The sequence below is a fragment of the Streptomyces sp. NPDC059092 genome (assembly GCF_042756365.1).
In the GTDB taxonomy this organism is placed as follows: Bacteria; Actinomycetota; Actinomycetes; order Streptomycetales; family Streptomycetaceae; genus Streptomyces.
In genome coordinates this window covers 52,966-73,901 of record NZ_JBHZEJ010000001.1, presented here as the reverse complement: position 1 = coordinate 73,901, position 20,936 = coordinate 52,966, and the positions used below count along the sequence as shown (strand labels likewise).

Genomic DNA, 20,936 nt, shown 5'->3' with positions numbered 1-20,936 from the left:
TACGGTCACTCGCGTGATCGCCCGGCGGTGCGTCACCGGTCGTGGATCCGCAGGTCGAGGACGGCCGGGCGGCGGGACAGCCAGTGGTCGCGCACCTTGACGAGCCGGAGCTTCTTGGGGCGCCGCTCGATCCGGTAGAGCGACAGCAGCCCCGTACGGCAGCCGACGAGGAGGTACGCGGCTCCGTCGGCGCCGTGCAGCAGGTGCAGCGCCTTGGGGTAGTCGGGCAGGTCCTCGAACAGCCCGAGGAACGCCCCGGTGGTGTAGTCGTAGGCGGCGAGCTGCATCCCGTACGAACTGGCGATCACCAGACCGTCGCCGACGACGGCGTTCTCGACGGTGTTGGAGAGCAGCTTGAGCCAGCGGGCCACGACGCCTTCGCCGACGACGAGTTCCTTCACCCCGCCGTCGCCGGTGAGATAGGCCCGGCCGCCCTGGATCCACAGGCGCTTGGGGTACTCGCCCTGGTCGAACCGCCACCGTACGGACGCGTCCGCCCGGTCGAGTACGACGATCACCCCGTTCCTGGTGACGAGGAGGCGGTCACCGTCGGGCAGATAGGCCGCGGCCCAGACCGGCAGTCCGTCCACGGTGAAGGTGTCGAGCCGGCGCCCGTCGGCGGTGTCCAGCTCGACGGCGCCCGCGTTGGTGGCGACGAGGGCCCGCCCGCCGTCCGGACCGACCGCGACCGTGTGGGGCAGGGCGGGCAGCTCCACGCTCCACCGGAGCGCGGCGCCCGGGTCCTCGCCTCCGTCATGGTCGGTACGGAAAGCACGGTGGTCGCGGGTGATACCGAGCCACCCGGACCGCCCCGCGGACCGTACGGGGGCCACGCGGCGGGTGAAGCCGAATCCGGTGGTGTGCTCCGCCACCACACGCGTCATCGGCCCGCCCCCCGAGTCCTGGACGCGGACGACGGAGACCCCGGTGTCCGTGGCGCAGTACAGGGTGCCGGGGTCCTCGGGCGACGGCTGGATGTCCCACACGGCCTGCCGGGGGAAACCCATGGCCCGTACGAAGGTGCCGTCGGAGTCGAGCTGGACGATCTCGCCGTCCTGGCACAGGACGTACACCTGCCCGTCGTCCGCGGAGACGGTCAGGTCGGAGAGCTGGTGCGAGAACCCGGCCACGGTGCGGGTGATGCGCAGGGCGCGCTCCGTGTTGTCGAAGATGTGGAGCTCACCGTCGAAGCCGCCCGCGTACGCCCGGAGGTGGTCGGGAGAGAAGGTGACGAACTCGACGTCGTCGCGGGCGAAGAGGCATTCGTCCTCCTTCTCGCCCGACGCGCCGACCACCACGACCCCGTTGGCGATGTCGGCGTTCTCGCCCGCGCCGAAGTCCTGGGTGGCCCAGAACCGGTCGTGGCGGGCGTCGTAGCGCACCCGGTGGATGTTGCCGTCGTCCAGCTTCACCTGGTCGGGGAAGCCGGCGTCGCCGTCGAACGATCCGAAACGGAGATTCCCCTTCTTGTCGGACACGGCGTGCCGGGTGGGATGCTCGGTGCAGGCCCACTCCATCGGGCTCGTGCCGCAGATGTTGGGGCGGATCTCCAGCACCGCGAACGTGTGCAGGTCCACCACGAGCATCTGCCGGTGGTAGCCGCTGGTGACGAAGATCTTGCCCTTCCAGATGCCGATGCCGCGGGAACTGACGGGAGACGGGCGCTCGTTGGGGATGAGAAGGGAGGGGTCGCAGACGCTGGCGGGGTCGAGCCGGTCCACCAGCTCCAGTGTGTCGAGCGACCAGCGGAACAGCGCGCCCATCCGGTCCTTGCCGATCACCCAGCCGTCGGCGACGGCCAGCCCGTAGAGCGGCCTGCCCTGCGGGACGAACGGGGAGGACCTGACGACGCGCAGATGCGCGTCGAGGAGATGGACCCGTCCGTGGGTGTCGGAGGCGAGGAGGCCCGTGCCGTCCACGTGCACGATCCTGACGATGCGGTCTGCCGGCTTCACGATGACGCTTCCCTGGTGTCGGGGGTGGGTCGGAGTGCGGGGAGTGGGGCGCGGGTTCACGGCTCCGCGGCGGCCCTGCGGCCTGCCCGTGCGGCGTACCTGGCGGCTCGGCGGACCCGGCCGGCGGACGGTGGGGGAGTACCGCCGGCCGGGGTTGGTGCGCCGCTTTCCTGCCCTTGTGCCTACTTGTTGGGCTCTACGCCCTGACGGTCGCCGTCATCGTCATCGTCGTCGTCATCATCGATGTCGTCGTCATCGTCGTCGTCCGTGCACGTGTCATCGTCGAAGGTGCTGCCACCGGCGATGGTGGGATCGGCCGCGGTCTCCTGGACCACCCGGGTCAGGGCGTCCACCTGAGCCCCCCGCGTAGCGCTCCCGTTGACGAAGACGACCTTCCAGACCGCGCGCCCGGCCTCCTCCTCCAATCCGACCCCGGTCACACGCCCGCCCCCCACCTCCCGCAGCACCAGGTCCGCGGCTTGCGCGGCGTTCTTCACCTGAGGGGACGCGACCTGTCCGGCAGCCTGCGACCCGCTCGACAGGGTCTGGCTCTCACCGCTCCCCGCGGCGCTCCCGGAACCACCGGCCACCTCCTCGCCGGCGACGGCCAGACCCGTACCACCGATCGCCAGACCACCGAGGGCGACCACAGCAACCAAGGATTTCCGCATTGCCTGTACCTCCTGCATATCGGGTGCTCCCGACTGGTATAGAAGCCGCGAGAATCCCGTGACCAGGGCATTGTCCGAGTCTTGTCCGCCTCCTGTCGGATTCCTGCCCGAGCCTTCACCTAGGGCCTCCCGTCCGGGCCTCGGTTCGGCGTTCCGCCCGAACGGGGCTCAGGCCGCCCGCAGATGGTCCCCGAGCGCACGGACCACCGCGGCGGCCAGGACGGCCTGGCCGCGGGCGTTCTGGACGAGGCCGTCGGCGCCCCAGACCTCTTCGCCCGCCGCCGGACGCAGGGCGGCCAGGTCCACGTGGAGCGCGCCATGGCGCAGGGCCAGGGTCGCGCACGCGTCCGACTGCGCGCGCTGACGGGTCCGCAGCACCTTCTCGCCGAGCAGCCGCGCACCGGGCGACCGGGTCAGGTCGAAGGGGACCACCAGCATGACGTCGTAGCCGTGCTCGCGCAGCGGAGCGACGACGCGGACCACCTCCGTCCGGAGCGCGTTCGCGTCGAACGCCGGGTGCAGCACGTCGTGACCGGCCAGCTGCACCACGGCCAGATCGCCGCCGAACGCGAGCGCGCGGGGAAGCTGCCGGGAACGGACCGCCGCGACGCTCTGCTCCCGTACGCCGGGCAGACTGAGGCAGGCGAGCCGGGGCTCCACCACGCGCAGGGCGTCCGCGACCCGCTCGTACCAGGGCGCTCGGCCGTAGCCGTCCACCCGCTCCACGCGCCGCGGCGCCCGGCCGTCGCCGAGCACCACGAGCCGGCGCCAGCGCAGCCCGCCCAGCAGCCGGGCCGCCTCGCCGTCCCTCAGACAACCGGGGTCGTCCGCCTCGCAGTCGGCGGTCACGGACAGGTCCAACACCAGGTATCTCCTCTTCACGGGTCCACGGGTCCACGGCTCACGGATCCACACGTGGACGCCGGCGGAACGCGTCCCTCCCCGGAACGCGTCGCCATCTCAGGACCGTCTCAGCGAAATGTCAGGCCGGACGAGCAGAATCATCAGCACGGCGGGACGGTCCCAGACCCCCTCCCACCGTGAGGAGAGGTACCCGAAGCGGCCCAACGGGGTTCCGAGGCAACTCGGATCGGGTGAAAGCCTTCGCAGGTTCGAATCCTGCCCTCTCCGCACCACGCGCCCCCGGCGGCTCCTGTGAGGTGGAGCCGCCGGGGGCGCGGTCCTCCCGGTGGCGACCAGCCCGCGATCAGGCCTTCTTGCGCAGCACCAGGACCGCCGCCAGCACCAGCAGGGCGAACGCGGCGATGTCGATCCGCGCCACGCGCATGTTCGCGTCGTTGAGCCCCGACGTCGTGTAGGCGAGCAGCAGGAACGTCCCCATGCTGATCGCGCCGGCGCTGAGCGCGGGCACCCGGAGCGACCTGATGAACGCCGCGCAGAGCAGGCCGATCCCGACGAGCCCCAGCAGCACCGCGCGGTGCCGCAGCAGCACCGTCAGATCAGCGGAGTCGGCACCGGCGATCGACACCCCGTACGCCGTGGTGATCTGGGACGGCGCGACCGCGACGAAGCCGGGCACGAGGTTGATCGCACCGACGACGACGAAGAGCGCGGTGGTGAGTCGGTCGGTCCACATGATGTCTTGTCCGTTCATGGAGAGAGGTGGAGAGCGGGAAAGGGTGATCGGGTGCGCGGCAGCGGTACGCCCGCCGCGTCCTGACGGCATCACGCGCGCGGCATCACACGCGCGGCCTCGGACGGGCGGGTCCACCGCGACGGCTTCATACGGCTTCGGACAGCCGGCTTCACGGGGTACGGCGGGCCGCCCGGTCCAGGCTGTTCAGATAGGCCCGCAGAAGGGGCCTGGCCGGGCGGGCCGTGAGCGGGACCCGGGGGGCCCGGTCGCGGTGCCACGGGTAGGTGACGGGGCCGTGGCCCGAGGCGTCCTCGACGAGGGAGTGCGCGACATGCGCTCCGTGGGCCACCGACATGGCCAGGCCGTGACCGCAGCAGCCACCGATGTACCAGACGTCCGGGTGGCCCCCCACATGCCCGACCACCGGAAGGTCGTCCAGGGTCATACCGATCTGCCCCGACCAGCGGTGACCGACCGGCACGTCGGCGAGGGTGGGGTGCAGCAGCCGCAGCCGCTCCTCCAGCCACGTCCAGGTGGCGGTGCGCAGCGCGGAGGCCCGGTCCTGGCTCAGTCCCGGCAGATGGACGGCCCGGCCGCCGCCCACCACCAGGCGACCGTCGGGGGTGAGGCGGAAGTACGGGGCCAGGGACATGCTGTCCACGACCGCGGCCCCGTTGGCTCCGCCCAGCGCCGCGCGGGCCTCGGCGCCGAGCGGGCCGGTGGCGACGGCGTGCACCTCAAGGGGCAGGACCGTGCCGACGGGCAGCCCGAGCGACCCGGCCGCCGCGTTGACGGCCAGGACCGTCTTGCGGGCCCGCAACGTGCCGCTGGGGAAGAGCAGTTCGGTGGGGGCGGCCCCGCTGCCGGGGCGCAGGCCGCGCAGCGGGGAGTCGCCGTGGAAGCGGACGCCCTTCGCCGCGCAGGCCGCCGCCAGCGCGCCGCTCAGCGCGGCGGGGTTCAGGGTGGCGGCGGAGCGGTACAGCAGCCCCGCGTGGTACGGAACGTCGACGCGCTCGCGGATCGCGGCGGCCGACAGGACGGGGACGTCGAGGCCCAGCGCCCGGTACGTCTCCGCCTGCCGCGCGAGGGAGGCCAGCCCGTCCGCGCCGCGGGTGGCCACGATCTGCTCCCCGGTGCGCAGCCCGCACGGCGCGCCCAGTTCCTCGGTGAGCGCGACGACCCGCTCCACCGCGGCGAGCGAGGCCAGATACATGCGCCGCGCCGTGGACGGGCCGAAGCGGCGGGCGGCCCGGTCGATGGCCGGACCGACCCGGGGGCCGAGGAGGCCGGTGCCCCGGCCGCTGGCGCCGGCCGCCGGATGACGGGCGTCCACGACGACGACGTCCAGCGAGGGGTCGCGTTCGACCAGGTGGTAGGCGGTGGACAGGCCGGCCAGACCGGCCCCGACCACCACGACGTCGGCGCTGAGCCCGCCGGAGATCCGCGCGGCGGGGGCGGCCGTGGTGGCCTCGCCGGCACCGGACGTCCAGCACGGCTCCCCACCGACCGCCTCGGGACCGACCGTGCCACGAGCGGCCGTCCCGGGGCCGACCGTCCCAGGGGATTTCATCGCACCGCCCCGTCCGCCAGGGAGTGGAAGCCGCGGTCGTGCCAGATCAGGGGACGCCCGTCGGCCATGTGCAGGGCGGCGACCCGCCCGACGACCAGGCAGTGGTCGCCGTACGCGCGTACCTCCTCCGTCACACAGATCGACCAGGCGAAGGTGTCGGCGAGCACGGGTACGCCCAGCACCTCCTCGTACGATTCGGAGGCGAAGCGCTCGGCGGGGGTGGCGGTGGAGAACAGCCGTGCCCGGCCTCGCTGTTCCTCGTTCAGCAGGTGCACCGCGAAGGCGGAACCCGGCGTGATCGCGGCGAGCGTACGCGAGGAGTGGGACAGGCAGACGAGCAGCAGCGGCGGGTCGGCCGAGAGCGAGGTCACGGTCGAGACGGTCGTCCCCACAGGACCGTCGTCCGAGGGCGCCGTGACCACGGCTATGCCGGAGGCGAGGCTGGCGTAGAAGTCCAGGCAGAGTTCGGCGCCGGGAACGGACGCCGGATCCACTTCCGGCATCTGGTCCACTTCCGGCCCGCCGGTACGCGCACCGGTGATGACGTGGGGCATGGTGGGGCTCCTTCCTGTCCGGGTGTCTGTTTCTCTCGTGAGGGCGGGATCCACCGTCAGAACCGGATCCACGGTCGGAACGGGATCTACCGCCCGGACTCCAGGGCGTCGCGCAACGCGACGAGAGTCGTGCGCATGGTCGTCCGGTTGCGGGCCCTGCGGCGTACGACGCCGGTCACCAGCGGGGTGACGGCGGTGAGGGCCATACCGAACGGGCCGGCCCGGCGGTCCCGCCACTCCTCCCGCACCTCGCACCCCTCGGGCAGCGGCGAGAAGCGGTACGACCAGCCGGCCACCTGGATACCGAGGAAGCTCACATGGAACGCGAAGCCGCGTCCGGGATCGGCCTCGACCACCCGGCACAGGGTGGGCCAGGGCAGCCAGCGGGCGCGGTTGCGTCCGATGAACCGCATGCCCGGCCTGGCCGGGCCGCCCCGTCCGAGGATCCACGCGCCACGGCACTCGGGGCTCCACTCGCCCATCCGTGCCACATCGCTGACCGCGGCGTAGGCGGCCTCCGGGGGGACCCGGATGACGATGGTCTCGGATATCCGGGAGGGGGTGTCGGGCTCTTCGCCCGCTGCTGCGGCGGTCTGATCGGTCCGGTCGGTCACTTGGGGGCCGTCCTTTTCATGCTGTCCGTACGGTCGGGGGGTACGGGTCCGGTGAGGCCGGCCGGGGCGCCGGGACCGGCGAAGCCGCCGACGGGCACCCGCTTGCGGCCCGGCATCCACCAGTTCACCCGGCTCATCAGACGCATGGACGCCGGGACGATCAGGAGCCGGATGACGGTCGCGTCGAGCGCGATGGCCAGGGCCATACCGAGGCCGAGTTGCTGGATGGGCAGGATGCCGGCGAACGCGAAGGCCGCGAAGACCGCGACCATGAGGACGGCCGCGCCGGAGATCAGCGGCATCGTGGCGGACATGCCCCGCGCCACGCTGCCGATGTCGTCCCCGGTGGCGAGGTAGTCCTCGCGGACCCGGCTGAGCAGGAAGACCTCGTAGTCCGTGCTGAGGCTGAAGAGCAGGGTGACCAGCAGGACGGGGACGAAGTTGGTGAGATGACCGTCCACGTCGAAGCCGAACAGCGCGCTCCCCAGGCCGTCCTGGAAGATCAGCACCAGTGCGCCGTAGGTGGCTCCCACGGAGAGCAGGTTCATCGCGATGGCCTTGAGCGGCAGGAAAACGGAGCGGAAGGTGAAGAGCAGCAGCAGGTAGATGACGGCGAGCATGGTCGCGATGACCGGCACGAGACCGTCCTCGATCACCTTGTTCGCGTCGACGCCCTCCGCGGTCTCCCCGCCGACGTCGACCGTCCACCCCGCGCCGCCGGCCGCGAAGGCGGCGGCCTCGGCGCGTACGGCGACGAGCAGGTCCTGCGCCGCGTCGGAGGAGGCGGTGTCGTCGCCCACCACCTCGATGAGCGCGGTCCTGCCGTCTCCGGAGACGAAGAAGTCGACGGTGGCGCGCGCGTCCCCGGGCAGCCGGTCGCGCGCCGCCAGGGCCGCGAACGGCCGCTCCCGACCGGCCTGGCGGAGTGTGCCGATCGCCGAGTCGGCCCGTACCACCCCGCGCAGGGCGGTGATCGTGTCGTGGAGGCGCAGCAGCCGTCCGGTGTCCGCGTCGGAGCGCTTCTGGAGCGGTACGCGCGATGCGACGACCACCTGGAGCGGGGCGGCGCCGCCCACCCCGAACTCGTCCCTGATGGTGTCGTACCCCTGGCGTACGGCCGCGTCCGCGGGCACGACCCGGGCGTCCGGGGTGAACGTCTCCAGCCGCAGGGCGGGCAGGGCGAGGGCGGCCAGCGCCGCCACGCCGACCACCAGGAACAGCGCGGGGCGGCGCATCACCGCGTGGGTCACGGCGACCCAGCCGCCGCCGCTCCGCCCGGTGGTGGCCCCGCGTCGGCCGAGGCGGCCCCACTCGATCCGGTGGCCCAGCAGATGCAGGAGTACGGGCAGCAGCAGCACGCTGGTCAGGACGGAGAACGCGACCACGACCACGGCGCCCAGGGCCATCGACCGGATGACGCCCAGATCCACCAGGAAGAGCGTGGACATGGCGGCCACGATGGTGAATCCGGAGGCCACGACGGTCTCGCCGGAGGTGCGCAGCGTACGGGCGAGCGCGCGCTCGGTGGCCTCCCGGGAGACCGGACCGGCCCCGGCGCCCAGCTCGCTCTTGAAACGCATGATCATGAAGAGGGAGTAGTCGACGCCCACGCCGAGACCGAGCATGGTGGCGGCGTTCTGCACGAACACCGACAGTTCGGTCCGCCGGGCGATCACGGCGAGCACCGCGAGCGCGAAGACCACCGAGGTGACGCCGACCAGCAGGGCGGCGAGCGCGGCGGCCACGCTGCGGAAGAGCAGCAGGAGGACCAGGAGGATCAGCGGCAGGGTGATGAGTTCGGCGATGATCAGCCCGCGTTCGCTGAGATGGTTCACCTCGCCCCACAGCGCGGCCTGGCTCACCAGGGAGACCTGGAGGCCCTGTGGCTCGTACTGCCGGCTGAGCCCGTCCTGGATGTCGGGCAGCAGCCGGCGGGCGGTGCCGTCGTCCAGCTCGGAGCCGACGCGCACCAGGGCGGTACGGCCGTCCTCGCCGAGGAAGGCGGAGCGCGGCTGCTCACCGGTGAGCGTGGTGTAGCCGTACGCGCCCGTGGTTTTCAGCTCGTCGTCCCGGACCACGGCCTCGGCCGCTTCCCGTACCCGGGTGTCGAAGGCGGGATCCCCGGCCCGGTGCCGGGTGTCCTTGATGACCAGGGTCAGCGAGGTCGCGCCGCGCCCCTCGAAGCCGTCGGTGAGCCGGTCGGCGGCGACGGCGGAGCCGGAGCCCGGCACGTACCAACCGCCGCCGCTGAGCAGCCCCGGCAGCGGGGCCGCCTGCCAGCCGGCGACGCCGAGCAGCAGCAGCCACAGGACGGCGAGCGGCCACCGGTGACGGCCGGTCAGCCGGGACAGGCGGGTCGGTAACCGGGACGCGCCGCGGACCGCGGGCCGCGCCGGGCCCGCCGGTCCGCTCGAAGGGGCGCGACGCTCACTCATGCGCGGATCGCGATTCCGTGTTCGCGGTCGTCGGTCAGGATCTCCATCAGCGCGCGGTTGCTCGTGGTGAGCCGCTGGATCTTGCGCGTCGCCTTGTTGAGGATCTCCAGCTCACACCGGCCGATCTTGGTGTTCAGGCAGTGCTTGATGCCGCCCGGCGGGTTGTAGTAGTTGAGGCCGACGAAGTCCTCGGGGGCGGCGGTGAAGCGGCCCCGGACGGCGACGGTCTCGTCGGAGCTGGAGAAGTCCCAGTAGAAGTACCCGAAGTCGGCCTTGGCCTTGAGGGCCTGGCGGGGCGCCGACAGGGTGTACTCGCGGTCGTCGTGGCGGAGCACCAGGAAGGTGATCTTCGGCGTCTTGACCGGGCCCACCAGCCGCGTCGTACCGGTGACGATCTCCAGGAAGCTGTCCGGGGCCTCGTCGAACCCGGCGACCTGGCCGAAGGCGTAGTGATCGGTGTGCCGGCTGCCCCAGTTGTGGTTCTGGCTGCCGGTCCAGCCGTCGACGTCGATGGTCTCGCCGTCGACGGTGAGCTTGCCGGTGTAGCTCGCCAGCGGGATCCCGACCAGGCTCTTGGCCTTGGGGAATCCGCCGGTGTACATGGTGGGCGGCAGCAGGAGCAGGGGCGGTTCCGAACCCTCGTACGTCAGGTCCCAGCCGATGCTGCCGTTGGTGCCGACGGCCTCGCCCTTCAGGCTGCCCGGCTCCAGGACGCGGTCGCTCACCCGGGCGCCGAAGGAGTCGGGGCTGAAGTGGCAGTCGGAGATTGGGTACTCCTCCTTGGCCACCACATGACGGCCGGTCGTCCCGTCGAAGTAGATGGCCCACAGCTCGCCGATGGCGGCGTGGGGCATTCCGGCGGGGCTGAAGATCGTGTACCGGATCCAGAAGGCCCGGGGCTCCGTCGGGTGGTTGCCCCGCTGGTAGAAGCTCTCGTAGTGGCCGGCTTCCTGGCCCGGACGGTACTGCGTCCAGTTCAGGCGCTCCGCGTCCGCTGTGCTGGGGTCGAAGTTCATCGGGTCCGTCTTCCCATCCGATACCGGTGCTGGTACTGCTTCTGCCGTTACGTCCTACGGAGCGCCGGGCGCTCCCACCGCTCCCGTACGCGCGTGCGCGGTCATGTCCATCCCGTAGCGGGGCCGCAGCGTGATCGATGCCTGGTTGACGACCCGGTGCGCGGGCACGTGCCGGAACTCGTACCGCCGTACCAGGGCGGCGAGCAGCAGATGTGCCTCCATCAGCGCGAAGTGCTTGCCTATGCAGAGGTGCGGGCCGGCGCCGAAGGGCATGTGCGCGAAGCGGTGCCGGCCCTTCTTGCCCTCGGCGGAGAAGCGGTCGGGATCGAAGCGCTCCGGATCGTCCCAGTGCCGCTCGTGACGGTGGATGTTGTAGAGGTTGACCAGCAGCCGCGAGCCGGCCGGCACGCTGTGGCCCCCGAGCACGGTGTCCTTGAGGACCAGCCGGGGCACGATCGGCGCCGACGGGTAGAGCCGCAGCGCCTCCTCGAAGACCTGGAGCGCGTACGGCATGGCCGCCAGGTCCGCCATGGTGGGCATCCGGTCGCCGAGGACCTCGTCCACCTCGTCCTGCACCCGGCGCAGCGCCCGGCGGTTGCCGGAGAGCAGGTAGAAGGCCCAGGTGAGGGTGATCGCGGTGGTCTCGTGCCCGGCGCCGAAGGTGGTGATGACCTCGTCCCGCACCTGACGGTCGCTCATGCCCTCGCCGGTGTCGGCGTCCCGCACGTCCAGCATCATGTCGAGGAGGTCGGGCGTGCCGTCCCCCCGGGAGACACCGTCGGCGGCGGCCTTGCGGCGCTCCGCGATGATCCCGTACGTCATGTCGTCGATCCCCTTCATGACCGCCTGGAAGCGGCGGTTGCGGGGGGTGGGCCAGTCGGTCGGCGGGCTGAACGGGTTCTGGAGCCGGTCGAAGGCGTAGTTGATGGCGACGTCGACGGCCTCCGGGCTGATGCCGTCCCTGGTCTGCTCGACATCGGTGGAGAACATGCACCGGCTGACGATGTCGAGGGTGACCCGCATCATCTCCGCGTGGACGTCCACCACGTCGCCGCTCCGGTACGAAGCGGCCATGTGGGCGACCTGGTCCGCCGTCGACTCGGACATCGACTCGAACATGCGGGCGATGGCCTGCTTGGTGTAGATCGGCTGCATCATGCGCCGGTTGCGCATCCAGCTCTCGTGGTCGTCGCTGGTGAGCAGGCCCTCGCCGAGGATCAGCCGGAGCGGGTTGTCCGGACCGAGCTTCCCGTACGTCGCGCTGTCGGTCAGGACCTCGCCGGCGAGCTCCGGGCTGGAGACGCCGTGCACGACGACGGGACCGAGCCGGTAGCGGACCAGATCACCGTGGTCGCGCCAGCCCTGGTGCATGGCCTCCAGGATGTCCTTGCGGAAGTCCAGGACGCTGCCCAGCACGGGCAGGCTGCGCGCCTCCGGCGCGGAGGGGGCCGCCGCGGTCCTGACCGGTGCCGCGGTGCCGCGTGTTGCCGTCATGGCGGGTTCCGTCCCCTTCACTTCCGCGCCAGGGCGCAGACCCAGCCGAACGAGCGGAGCGGCTCCGAGACGAACCGGGCGTCCTGGAAACCGGCCTTGCCCAGCATCTCCACCAGATCCGCGCCCGAGAGGATGCGCAGACCCTCCCGCTCGGAGCGCTCGGTGAACCGCTTCCCCAGCAGACGCTGCTTCGCCGTGGGCGTCTCGGACGCCTCCCGGCTCATCTCCAGGGTGATCGCCACCTGCCCGCCGGGCTTGAGCACCCGGTACGCCTCGCTGAGCCCGCGCATCGGATCGGGCCAGAAGTAGAACGTCTCGATGGCGCTCACCTGATCGAAGGACGCGTCCTCGTACGGCAGTGCCCCCGCGTCGCCCTGCTTGATCTCCACCCGCCCCGCCGCGACGCCGTCGACATTGCGCCGTACGGACTGACGGACCATCTCCGCGGAGTAGTCCACCCCCGCGACGAATCCCCCAGTCGCCTGCTCCGAGAGGAGTTTGACGGCCATACCGCCGCCGCAGCCGATGTCCAGGACCCGCTGCGAGCGCCGTACCTCCATGTGCTCGATCGCCCACACGGTGAGCGTACGGTGCTGCTTGGCCATCACGTGGCCGATCAGCCGACCGGCGCGCCCATCGGGTTGCTTGAAGTTGTTCTCCACCAACTCCAGCGGGCCCTTGAGCAGTTTCTCGATCATCCGGACTTCCCTTCGCGGTTCGCAACGTCTCGGGTGGTGCCACGGAGCGGGCTCACGACCCCGGAGGGCGGGCCCGGCAACTTCCGGGAACGGGTGTACGGGCCAACGCGCGCGCACGGTGCGCGGCACCGCTGCCCCGGCGGTCTGACTGCCCCGGGCGGGTCCCCCGCACGGGCGGGGGCGGCGTCGCCGCACGGCATCGGATGGTCGGCGGAGAGGGCAGGATTCGAACCTGCGGGGGCTCGCGCCCGATCCGGGTTGCCCCGGAACCCCGTTGGACCACTTCGGGTACCTCTCCCTGCCTCGGGGGCGGAACGATCGCCGCTCCCGCTGCGCCACCGATGCTGCCGCAGCGTTCTGAGATCACGCTGAGATCTTCCTGAGACCGGCCGCCGGCCGGCAGCCCGCGGCCGGACGGCGGAGTGGAGCCGATCCCGGCCGGGCAGCAAGGAAGGGTCCGGAGGGAGGGGAACGACATCGGGAACGACACGGGTGAGGACACCGGGAACAGCATCGGGCACCACGCCGGTAACGGCGTCGACGACACGGCCGAAGACCGGTCGTCCCCCGACCGGGAGGCCGCCGACCGGGAGGCCGCCGACCCGCACTGCCTGCGGCCCGGCGAGGCGCGCGGACTCCTCGCCCGAGCCCCGTGGCGCCGGCTGGTGGTGCTCGGGGACCTCGCGGTCGAACGGGCCCCGGAGCCGGTCGAGGGGTACGGCGCACGGCCCTGGTACGACCGGGTCGCCTCCGCCCTGGACGAGGCCGCCGAGGACGTCGCCTACCTCAACCTCCTCGGCCGGCGTGAAGTACGCGTCGCGCAGGTCCGCTCCTCGCAGCTCCCGGCCGCCCTCGCCTTCCGGGGCGACCTGGCGCTGGTGTGCTGCGGCACCGCGTACACCCCCGACGAGACGTTCGGCAGGTACGGGCTGACGGCCGAGCTGGTACGGATCGTCGCGCCGCTGCGTGACGCCGGCTGCGACGTCGTGCTGGTCGGCGCCCATCCGCTGGCCGCCTGGCCCGGCCTGCCGGCCAGCCGCCGCGAGCGGGCGGCCGAGCAGCAGGGGCGGGTGTCCGAGCAGGCCAGGGCCGTAGCCCTGCGCCACGGCACGCTCTACGTCGCCCCCGACACCCACCGCCCCGACGCCGCGGCGGCCGTGTGGAGCCGCGACCGGCCCCGGCCCAACAGCCGTGGCCACGCGGCCCTGGCCGCCGCCGTGGTGCGCGCCCTCGGCGCCAGGACGGCCGCTCCCGCGCCCGCCCCGGACCCGGCGGACGCCGGGTCCGGGCGCGGACCGGTCAGGCCGCCGTGAACAGCAGTACGGCATTCTGACCGCCGAATCCGAACGAGTTGCTGACGGCCACCTCGGCGCGCACATCGCGCCCGGCCTTGAACACCATGTCGAGTTCCAGCTCCGGATCCAGGCTCTCCAGATTGGCGGTCGGCGGGATGTGCCCCTCCTCCAGGGTGAGCGCCGTCACCACCGCCTCGATGGCGCCGGCGGCGGCCAGCGAGTGGCCCACCACCCCCTTCACGGAGGTGACCGCGGGCCGCTCCCCGAGCACCCGGCGGATCGTCCGGGCCTCGGTGGCGTCGTTCAGCAGCGTCGCGGTGCCGTGCGCGTTGACGTGGTCCACCTCGTCGGGGCCGACACCGGCGTCGCGCAGCGCGGCGCGCAGCGCGAGTTCCGCGCCCCTGCCGTTCGGGTCGGGGGCGGTCGCGTGATGCGCGTCGGCGGAGGCGCCGTAACCGCTGACCATGGCCCGGATCCGGGCGCCGCGCGCCCGCGCGTCCTCGGCGCGCTCCAGGACGAGTACGGCCGCTCCCTCGGCCGGTACGAAGCCGTTGCGGTCGGCGTCGAAGGGCCGTGAGGTGGTGGACAGGTCGTCGCGGCGGTCGGCCAGGGCCCGCATCTGGCTGAACCCCGAGACCAGCGAGGGGACCAGCGGCGCCTCGGTGCCCCCGGTGATCACCACGTCGCAGATCCCGCTGCGCAGCAGTTCGCGCGCCATGCCCACCGCCGTGGTGCCCGAGGCGCAGGCCGTCGCCGTCACCAGGCTGGGGCCCAGGGCGCCGAGCATCATGGACACGTACCCCGCGCACATGTTGGGCGACAGCATGGGGACGAGGAGCGGGGAGACCTTGCGCGGCCCCTTCTCCAGCAGCACGCTGTGCTGCTTCTCCCAGGTGGCGGCGCCGCCGATGCCGTTGCCCAGGATCACCCCGACCCGGGTCGCGTCCCAGGAGTCCCGGTCGAGACCGGAGTTGGCGACGGCCTCGTGGGCGGCGACCAGCGCGAGCTGGCTGCTGCGGTCCAGCCGCCACACCTGCTTGCGCTCGATCACCCCGCTGGGGTCGAAGTCGGTCACGGCGCAGCCGAAGTCGGCGGGCAGCCCGGCCAGCGCGGGTACGTCGGAGGCCGCCGTACCCGCGCCGGCGCGGATCCGTTCCCAGCTCCGCTCCACCCCGACCCCGGCGGCGGTGACCATTCCGATGCCGGTGATCGCCGCGTCGAACGGTGCCGGAGCGGTCGTCGGTCGGCCGCTCATCAGACGGTGGCCAATTTGCCGGAGATGATCTCGGCGGCCTGTCCGACGGTCGAGTCGGGACCCAGCTCGCTGTCGTCGATCGGTACGTCGAACTCCTCCTGGGCGGCGACGGACAGTTCCACGAGGGCGAGCGAGTCGAGTTCGAGACCGCTGAGGGTGCTGGTCGGCTCGATGGAGCCGGCGTCCAGGCCGAAGGTGCTGGTGAGCAGTTCCACCAGGCGCTTGTAGACGTCTTCCATGAGGGTTCCTTCCGGAGGCGGGCCGCCGGCGTGTGCCGGCGCGCCCTGCGATGGCGGTGGATCCGTCAGCTTCCCTGCGGCTGCCGGGCGGCGGTGGTCACTTCGCCGGCCGGCGCGGACCGGGTGACGGGTGTGACGGGTGTGGTGGCGTACTGGTCGGTGAAGCGGGCGTACGCGGGATGCGCCACCGGTTCGAAGTCCAGCGCGAACGGCTTCAGGAAGTTCCCGAACAGCGCGCGGTCCCCGAACAGATGGATGGGGATGACCAGCAGCGCCCACTCGGGGCCCCACAGCCAGATCCACGCGAGCACCACGAGCGTCTGGGTGGCCAGGCTGTGCATCACGTTGTAGGCGACGTAATAGGCCCGGTGGATCCGCTTCGTCCGGGAACGGTGGTACGCGACGGCCCCGGGGATGTAGCCGATGAGGTCGATGTAGACGAAGAGCCCGATCGCCGGGATCCACCTGACCTCGTCGATGTGGAGGAAGAAGAAGACCGCGGCGATCACCAGGCCGAGCCCGTACTCCAGCCGGATCAGCCGGTAGGTGGTCCGCGTCTCGAAGAGGTTCTTCCCGTCCATCAGCGCGCTCCGGTCGCGGTGGTGACGGGCGTGCCCATCGCCTCGGCGACGGCGCGGGCGACCGCCTCGTCGTCGACCACGGAGGCGTTGCCGCCGAAGATGCTGATGACGACCCGGGCGATGGTCTCCTTGAAGACCCGCTCCGCGACCGGGTCCAGGATGCCCGCGAGGCTGGGGATGCCGAAGTCGAACTCGGCGCTGAAGTCGACCAGGCAGTCCTGGCCGTCCGCGGTGAGCCGCCACACGCCGGTGAACTCGGCGAAGTCACCGTCGGTCTGCTCGAAGGTGATGGTCAGCGACTCACGGTCGAACAGGTCGGTCTCGCTCCAGCTCAGGATGCCGTTGCGGAAGTAGACGTCCCAGTCGCTGACCTCTTCCTTCTCCGAGACCTGGCGGGAGGTCACGGAGCGGATGACCTCGGTCAGTTCGGGATACCGGCTGAAGGCGCCGACCCGCTCGAACGCCGCCGCCGCGTCGACGTCATGGACACGGACGATCACGTGAACGCTACGCATGGATTTTGCCGCCTTCTGCTGTGGGTGCGTACCGGGCGCCCTGCGCACGGCACGCGCGGTCGACCGCCTCGTAGAAGAAGTCCAGGTCTCCCCTGGTGAGCACCGCGGGAGGGGTGAAGCGCAGGACGAGGTGCGAGTTGAGCGAATGGTTGGCGATGACGCCGTTCATGATCAGCTCGATGAGCAGGTCGCCCGCGGGGCCCGGGTCGGTGAACTCGATGCCCAGCAGCAGCCCCTGCCCGCGCACCTCGCGTACGGCGGCGCCGTAGTGCGACCTGACGATGCGGTCCAGTTCCGGAAGGATCTCGGCGCCCAGATCGCGGGAGCGGGCCACGAGGTCGTCCTCGTGCATCGCCGCGAGCGATCCGCGTACGGCGGCCATCGCCAGCGGGGCGCCGGAGAACGTGGAGGTGTGCAGGTACGGGTCCCGGTCGAAGGCGCCGAACGCCTTCCGGGTGGCGACGACGGCCGACACCGGGACGACGCCCCCGCTGAGCCCCTTGCCGACGAGCAGGATGTCGGGGGAGACGCCCTCACGGTCGGCGCCCCACCAGGTGCCCAGCCGGCCGAGACCGGTCTGGATCTCGTCCAGGACGAGGTAGGCCCCGTACCGGTCGCACAGGTCACGCACCGCGCGCAGATACCCGTCCGGCGGGATCACCACCCCGGCCTCGCCCTGCACCGGCTCGATGAAGACGCACGCCTCGCCGGGGGAGGCCGCCAGCAGCGGTTCGAGGGCGGCGGCGTCGCCGAACGGGACATGGCTGGTCTCCGGCAGCAGCGGCCGGAACGGTTCCTGGAAGACGCTCTTGCCGGTGAGGCTGAGCGCGCCCATGGTCTTGCCGTGGTAGCCGTTCTCCGTGGCGATCAGCCGGTGGCGGCCCTGGGTACGGGCCAGCTTGATCGCCGTCTCGACGGCCTCCGCCCCCGAGCCGGAGAAGTGGACGCGCTCCAGCCCCGCGGGCACCACGGACACCAGGGCGTCGGCGGCCAGGGCGACCTGGGGTTCGAGGAAGAGGCGGGTGGCCACGGGGTGGGTGGCCAGCTGCTCGGCGACGTGCCGGATGACGGTGGGATGGCGGGCGCCGGTCAGGAAGACGCCGTAACCACCGCAGTTCAGGAAGGATTTGCCCTCCGAGGTAGTGACCCAGGCGCCCTGCGACGCCACCTCGATGTGCCCGCCGAACAGCTCGCCGAGCGTCGCCCGGCCCTTGCTGAGCCGGGCCCGGTACAGCTTCCCCAGCTCCTCACGCCCGAGGGCGGGCGTGGTGGCGGGGGAGGCCGGCGGCAGGGCCGACGGCAGTGTGGGTGTCGTGGTCATGGATCTCCCTCGTCAGGTCAGACGCAGCGGCTGGCCCGCGACGTGGTCCAGGTACGGGACGGTGAAGCTCGCCCGCGACGGCGGGTGGAAGGACAGACCGTGGGCCGCGCCGGCCAGGTAGGCCACGTCGGAGGAGGACATGAAGGCGGTGCCGCCGAGCAGTTCGACGGCCTGGTTCAGCGCGTCGCCCAGCGCGTCCTGGGCGGCGTACCGGGCGACGAGCGTGCTGGCCAGCCCCGCGTTGCCGGTCTCGCCGTCCCTGATCATGCGCGCGGTGCCCTCCAGCAGCAGGGCGGCCGTCTCCAGCCGGGTGAGCACCCGGGCGCGGTCGGAGTCGCTGCCCCGGCCGCCGTCGACGACCCGCTCGACCAGCCCGCTGACCATGCCGAGGTAACAGGCGGAGATGAGCAGTTCGAACCAGATCAGCCCGACGGTCTGGAGGTCGTCCAGGTTCCCGGCGTCGCCCGGCTCGGTGTGCATCATGAGCTGGTCGTCGACGAAGACGTCCGTGAGCCGCACCTCGTCGCTCTCGGCGCCCGCGAGGGTACGGCTCCCCCAGAACGGGTGGACGCTGACGCCCTCGGTCTGCCGGGGGATCAGCAGCACCGACATCCGCGGCTCACCGCTGTCGGTCGGCAGCGCCACGCTCGCGGTGAGCAGGTCCATCGAGTGCGACAGGCTGCACGGCTTCTTGGCGCCGTTGATCACAAAGCCGCCGTCGGCCTTCGTCGCCGTCATCATCGGCGAGAGGATGCCCCGGCCCGGCCGGCCCTCGGCGAAGCCGGAGGCGACCAGCAGCCGCTGTTCGGCTATCCCTTCGAGCAGGGCCCACTCCATGCCGCTGCTCTGGATGGACTCGGCCAGGGTGAACAGGGTCGCCACCGAGAAGTGGTGCATCGTGGTGGCGATCGCCAGGGACGGAGCCTTGGACGCCAGGGCCCGGGTCACGGCGAGGGCCTGGAGCGGGTCGGCGCCCGCCCCGCCGTACGTCTTGGGGATCACGAGGCCGGGGCCGCCGGCTGTGCGGAAGTGGTCGAGGGCGGGGTTCTTCGGCGCCTCCAGCTCTTCCAGCGATGCGCCGGAGAGCAGGTCGAGCAGGCCGGGCAGGAATGATTCGCACGTCTCGCGTGCGGCTTCCAACGAGCGCATGGATCCTTCTCAGTTCTGTTCGGGGTGATGGGCGGGCGCACGGACGGCCGCGTACGGGGCTCCCGTACGGAGGCGGCCCGGCCGCCGGAGGACGCGGTCAGCGTTCGGCGGCGGCCTGAAGGGCCTTCCAGGCGCCGAACACCGCTTCGGAGGGGCGCGCGCCGGTGGCGACGCTCACGCCCTGGATGTGGGAGGTGCGCAGGATCGGGTAGTTGGCCTCGCCGAAGACGCCGCCGGTGAGCCCGGTTCCGCCGTGGGTCGGCAGGTAGGGCAGGAACCCGATGTGGGAGTCGTTCACCTTGAGCAGGCCGCCCTGGGTGATCCGGGTGACGATCCGGTCGACCACCTCGGGGTCGCGGGCCCACGCCGAGTTCCGCAGCCCGTAGGCGTTGCCGTTGACGAAGTCGATGAACCGCTCCAGCAGCACGTCGTCGGGGGCGGCTTCGGCGACGATCACCGGGAGCAGCGGGAAGAACGTCTCCTCGCGGACGGCCTGGACCTCCCGGGCCTCCGCCAGTCCCCGTACCTTCACCACCGTCGGCTCAAGGAAGATCCCGGCCGTGTCGCGGGTCCCGTCCTCCTGCATCGCGTGTCCGCCGCAGACCAGCTCGGCGCCGTGGTCGAGGGCGTCGCGCAGGCACGAGAAGAACTTCTCGTTGCGCAGCACCGGCGTGAGCAGGACGCCCTCCTCGGAGGACCGTCCCGGCCTGATCCGCCCGGCCTTCTCCGCCAGCAGGGCGATGAGGTCGTCGGCGATGTCCGGGTGGGCCACCACCTGGTTGGGGATCATGCAGAGCTGGCCGGAGCCGTAGAAGCTCTCGGTGATGGCCTCGGCCGCCAGGTCCAGATCGGCGTCCTTCCACACCAGCACGATGTCGTTGCCGGCCAGTTCGAGGATCGGCTTCTTGCCCGCGGCGATGCAGCGCTCCTGGAAGCGCATCCCGTTCTCGCTGCTGCCGAAGTACATGATGTCGTCGACGAGCGGGCTCTCCAGCCAGGCGTCCAGCATCGGGGCCGGGTCGCCGCACACCACACCGAGGGTGCCGGGCGGCGCGCCCAGCTCCGCGAGGACCGGGGCCACGACCTCCTGCAGTACGTACATCGCGCCCAGCGGGGCGCTGCGGGGCGCCCGTACGACGAGGGCGTTGCCGGCCATGATCGCGGTCACCCCGAGCAGCGCGCTGGACAGCGGGGCGTTCTGCGGGGGGTTGAGGCAGACCACCCCGTCGGGGCGGCGGCGTACGGAGATCGTCCGCTCCCCGTGCCGGTACTCCTGGAGCATCTGGCTCCGGTAGAAGCCCAGCGACTCGGGGCCGAAGACCTCCAGGGCCCCGGACACCTGCCAGCGGGCCAGCGCGAGCGGGTGTCCTTCCCGTACGAGTACCTCGGTGATCTCATCGGCCTGATCGACGAGCCTGCGGTACAGCAGGGCGCCGAACTGCTCGATGCGGGTCTCCGGGGGGAACGCGGACCAGGGCCCGACCGCCGCCGCCGCCGCCTCGACCGCCAGATCCGTGGTCTGGCGGTCCGCCCGCGCCACCCGGCCGACAATGGTGGCCGGCAGATTCTCGGCGGAAATCCGTCCGCTCTCCAGCTTCCGCTTCAGGGTGAGCGTGGAAAACGCGTCGTCGAGCAGGGCGTCCGAGTCGACCACGTATACCCAGGACCCGCTCGGAACGTTCTTTCCGTCAATGAGGGAAAGGTAGGTGGGGACTTCCGGGCGGGACGTTCCGGAATCTTCTTTTCCTGACGCCGAAGGCGCCGTGGTGTCGCTGCTCACGCAGCCCCTCCGCTCTCCATTTCCCATCCGATGACGGGAAAGTTCGCAGTTCCAAGTGGTGGCTACGACCATCACAGACCCCCCTGAAAATCCCCGGAGACGGCGCTGAGACGGCGCTGAGACCGCGCTGAGACGGCTGTTTCAGGGAAATGGAAGAGGGATGGCGGAGAGTCTGCGGGGCACGGCACAGGGCGCCC

General features: G+C 71.8%; 19 protein-coding genes and 2 tRNA genes. 2 read left to right on the top strand and 19 right to left on the bottom strand.

What is annotated here, in order from left to right:
- Window positions 1-32 precede the first annotated feature (32 nt).
- The 3 genes from ACFXPL_RS00295 to ACFXPL_RS00285 form a co-directional block, all read right to left on the bottom strand.
- On the bottom strand, window positions 33-1,955 hold the full coding sequence (locus tag ACFXPL_RS00295; protein ID WP_384909988.1) for a WD40 repeat domain-containing protein: 1,923 nt from the start codon (window positions 1,953-1,955) through the stop codon (window positions 33-35).
- A gap of 182 nt (window positions 1,956-2,137) precedes the next feature.
- Window positions 2,138-2,644: a hypothetical protein gene (locus ACFXPL_RS00290; protein ID WP_384909985.1), complete on the bottom strand. Its 507-nt coding sequence runs from the start codon at window positions 2,642-2,644 to the stop codon at window positions 2,138-2,140.
- Window positions 2,645-2,794: 150 nt separating this feature from the next.
- The gene (locus ACFXPL_RS00285; RefSeq protein WP_384909982.1) at window positions 2,795-3,490 is read right to left on the bottom strand and encodes a GDSL-type esterase/lipase family protein; all 696 of its coding nucleotides are present in this window, start codon (window positions 3,488-3,490) and stop codon (window positions 2,795-2,797) included.
- A gap of 180 nt (window positions 3,491-3,670) precedes the next feature.
- On the opposite strand from ACFXPL_RS00285, the gene ACFXPL_RS00280 reads away from it, so the two are divergent.
- Window positions 3,671-3,757: transfer RNA gene (locus ACFXPL_RS00280), tRNA-OTHER, on the top strand.
- A gap of 76 nt (window positions 3,758-3,833) precedes the next feature.
- Here the strand turns inward: ACFXPL_RS00280 and ACFXPL_RS00275 are convergent.
- From ACFXPL_RS00275 to ACFXPL_RS00235, 9 genes are all read right to left on the bottom strand, one after another.
- Window positions 3,834-4,241, bottom strand: a complete 408-nt coding sequence (locus ACFXPL_RS00275; RefSeq protein ID WP_384909979.1) for a hypothetical protein — start codon at window positions 4,239-4,241, stop codon at window positions 3,834-3,836.
- Window positions 4,242-4,392: 151 nt separating this feature from the next.
- Entirely contained in the window at window positions 4,393-5,793 is a 1,401-nt protein-coding gene (locus ACFXPL_RS00270) for an NAD(P)/FAD-dependent oxidoreductase (protein WP_384909977.1), read from the bottom strand.
- The gene (locus ACFXPL_RS00265; RefSeq protein WP_384909974.1) at window positions 5,790-6,347 is read right to left on the bottom strand and encodes a flavin reductase family protein; all 558 of its coding nucleotides are present in this window, start codon (window positions 6,345-6,347) and stop codon (window positions 5,790-5,792) included. The genes ACFXPL_RS00270 and ACFXPL_RS00265 overlap by 4 nt, the downstream gene beginning before the upstream one ends.
- Before the next feature lie 86 nt (window positions 6,348-6,433).
- Window positions 6,434-6,961, bottom strand: coding sequence for an SRPBCC family protein (locus tag ACFXPL_RS00260; protein WP_384909971.1), 528 nt, complete (start codon window positions 6,959-6,961; stop codon window positions 6,434-6,436).
- Window positions 6,958-9,396, bottom strand: coding sequence for an MMPL family transporter (locus ACFXPL_RS00255; protein WP_384909968.1), 2,439 nt, complete (start codon window positions 9,394-9,396; stop codon window positions 6,958-6,960). The genes ACFXPL_RS00260 and ACFXPL_RS00255 overlap by 4 nt, the downstream gene beginning before the upstream one ends.
- Window positions 9,393-10,412, bottom strand: a complete 1,020-nt coding sequence (locus ACFXPL_RS00250) for a hypothetical protein (protein ID WP_384909965.1) — start codon at window positions 10,410-10,412, stop codon at window positions 9,393-9,395. Before ACFXPL_RS00250 ends, ACFXPL_RS00255 begins: the two co-directional genes overlap by 4 nt.
- Window positions 10,413-10,466: 54 nt before the next feature.
- On the bottom strand, window positions 10,467-11,906 hold the full coding sequence (locus ACFXPL_RS00245) for a cytochrome P450 (RefSeq protein WP_384909963.1): 1,440 nt from the start codon (window positions 11,904-11,906) through the stop codon (window positions 10,467-10,469).
- 17 nt (window positions 11,907-11,923) lie between these two features.
- Window positions 11,924-12,604 carry a class I SAM-dependent methyltransferase gene (locus tag ACFXPL_RS00240; protein WP_384909960.1) on the bottom strand — a complete coding sequence of 227 codons (681 nt, stop codon included), beginning with the start codon at window positions 12,602-12,604 and terminating at the stop codon, window positions 11,924-11,926.
- Between the two features lie 211 nt (window positions 12,605-12,815).
- Window positions 12,816-12,902 (bottom strand) — tRNA-OTHER (locus ACFXPL_RS00235).
- 124 nt (window positions 12,903-13,026) lie between these two features.
- Between ACFXPL_RS00235 and ACFXPL_RS00230 the strand changes: the two genes are divergently transcribed.
- Entirely contained in the window at window positions 13,027-13,917 is an 891-nt protein-coding gene (locus ACFXPL_RS00230; protein ID WP_384909957.1) for a GDSL-type esterase/lipase family protein, read from the top strand.
- Here ACFXPL_RS00230 and ACFXPL_RS00225 read toward each other — a convergent pair.
- The 7 genes from ACFXPL_RS00225 to ACFXPL_RS00195 form a co-directional block, all read right to left on the bottom strand.
- Window positions 13,904-15,154, bottom strand: a complete 1,251-nt coding sequence (locus tag ACFXPL_RS00225) for a beta-ketoacyl-[acyl-carrier-protein] synthase family protein (RefSeq protein ID WP_384909954.1) — start codon at window positions 15,152-15,154, stop codon at window positions 13,904-13,906. The two genes, ACFXPL_RS00230 and ACFXPL_RS00225, sit on opposite strands and share 14 nt — an antisense overlap.
- A complete protein-coding gene (locus ACFXPL_RS00220; protein ID WP_384909951.1) occupies window positions 15,154-15,393 on the bottom strand; it encodes an acyl carrier protein in 240 nt (79 codons plus the stop codon). The genes ACFXPL_RS00225 and ACFXPL_RS00220 overlap by 1 nt, the downstream gene beginning before the upstream one ends.
- A 65-nt stretch (window positions 15,394-15,458) precedes the next feature.
- Window positions 15,459-15,974, bottom strand: coding sequence for a hypothetical protein (locus ACFXPL_RS00215; RefSeq protein WP_384909948.1), 516 nt, complete (start codon window positions 15,972-15,974; stop codon window positions 15,459-15,461).
- Window positions 15,974-16,489, bottom strand: a complete 516-nt coding sequence (locus ACFXPL_RS00210; protein ID WP_384909945.1) for a type II toxin-antitoxin system RatA family toxin — start codon at window positions 16,487-16,489, stop codon at window positions 15,974-15,976. The genes ACFXPL_RS00215 and ACFXPL_RS00210 overlap by 1 nt, the downstream gene beginning before the upstream one ends.
- Window positions 16,482-17,810, bottom strand: coding sequence for an aspartate aminotransferase family protein (locus ACFXPL_RS00205; RefSeq protein WP_384909942.1), 1,329 nt, complete (start codon window positions 17,808-17,810; stop codon window positions 16,482-16,484). Before ACFXPL_RS00205 ends, ACFXPL_RS00210 begins: the two co-directional genes overlap by 8 nt.
- Window positions 17,811-17,822: 12 nt before the next feature.
- Entirely contained in the window at window positions 17,823-18,959 is a 1,137-nt protein-coding gene (locus ACFXPL_RS00200; RefSeq protein WP_384909939.1) for an acyl-CoA dehydrogenase family protein, read from the bottom strand.
- A gap of 97 nt (window positions 18,960-19,056) precedes the next feature.
- A complete protein-coding gene (locus ACFXPL_RS00195) occupies window positions 19,057-20,766 on the bottom strand; it encodes an aldehyde dehydrogenase family protein (protein WP_384909936.1) in 1,710 nt (569 codons plus the stop codon).
- Window positions 20,767-20,936 lie beyond the last annotated feature (170 nt).

Bases quoted from the DNA above. Each gene is read 5' to 3' on its own strand.
- ACFXPL_RS00290 (WP_384909985.1), bottom strand. From the start codon at position 2,644: ATGCAGGAGGTACAGGCAATGCGGAAATCCTTGGTTGCTGTGGTCGCC.
- ACFXPL_RS00275 (WP_384909979.1), bottom strand. From the start codon at position 4,241: ATGAACGGACAAGACATCATGTGGACCGACCGACTCACCACCGCGCTC.
- ACFXPL_RS00270 (WP_384909977.1), bottom strand. From the start codon at position 5,793: ATGAAATCCCCTGGGACGGTCGGCCCCGGGACGGCCGCTCGTGGCACG.
- ACFXPL_RS00265 (WP_384909974.1), bottom strand. From the start codon at position 6,347: ATGCCCCACGTCATCACCGGTGCGCGTACCGGCGGGCCGGAAGTGGAC.
- ACFXPL_RS00255 (WP_384909968.1), bottom strand. From the start codon at position 9,396: ATGAGTGAGCGTCGCGCCCCTTCGAGCGGACCGGCGGGCCCGGCGCGG.
- ACFXPL_RS00250 (WP_384909965.1), bottom strand. From the start codon at position 10,412: ATGAACTTCGACCCCAGCACAGCGGACGCGGAGCGCCTGAACTGGACG.
- ACFXPL_RS00245 (WP_384909963.1), bottom strand. From the start codon at position 11,906: ATGACGGCAACACGCGGCACCGCGGCACCGGTCAGGACCGCGGCGGCC.
- ACFXPL_RS00240 (WP_384909960.1), bottom strand. From the start codon at position 12,604: ATGATCGAGAAACTGCTCAAGGGCCCGCTGGAGTTGGTGGAGAACAAC.
- ACFXPL_RS00225 (WP_384909954.1), bottom strand. From the start codon at position 15,154: ATGAGCGGCCGACCGACGACCGCTCCGGCACCGTTCGACGCGGCGATC.
- ACFXPL_RS00220 (WP_384909951.1), bottom strand. From the start codon at position 15,393: ATGGAAGACGTCTACAAGCGCCTGGTGGAACTGCTCACCAGCACCTTC.
- ACFXPL_RS00215 (WP_384909948.1), bottom strand. From the start codon at position 15,974: ATGGACGGGAAGAACCTCTTCGAGACGCGGACCACCTACCGGCTGATC.
- ACFXPL_RS00210 (WP_384909945.1), bottom strand. From the start codon at position 16,489: ATGCGTAGCGTTCACGTGATCGTCCGTGTCCATGACGTCGACGCGGCG.
- ACFXPL_RS00205 (WP_384909942.1), bottom strand. From the start codon at position 17,810: ATGACCACGACACCCACACTGCCGTCGGCCCTGCCGCCGGCCTCCCCC.
- ACFXPL_RS00200 (WP_384909939.1), bottom strand. From the start codon at position 18,959: ATGCGCTCGTTGGAAGCCGCACGCGAGACGTGCGAATCATTCCTGCCC.
- ACFXPL_RS00195 (WP_384909936.1), bottom strand. From the start codon at position 20,766: ATGGGAAATGGAGAGCGGAGGGGCTGCGTGAGCAGCGACACCACGGCG.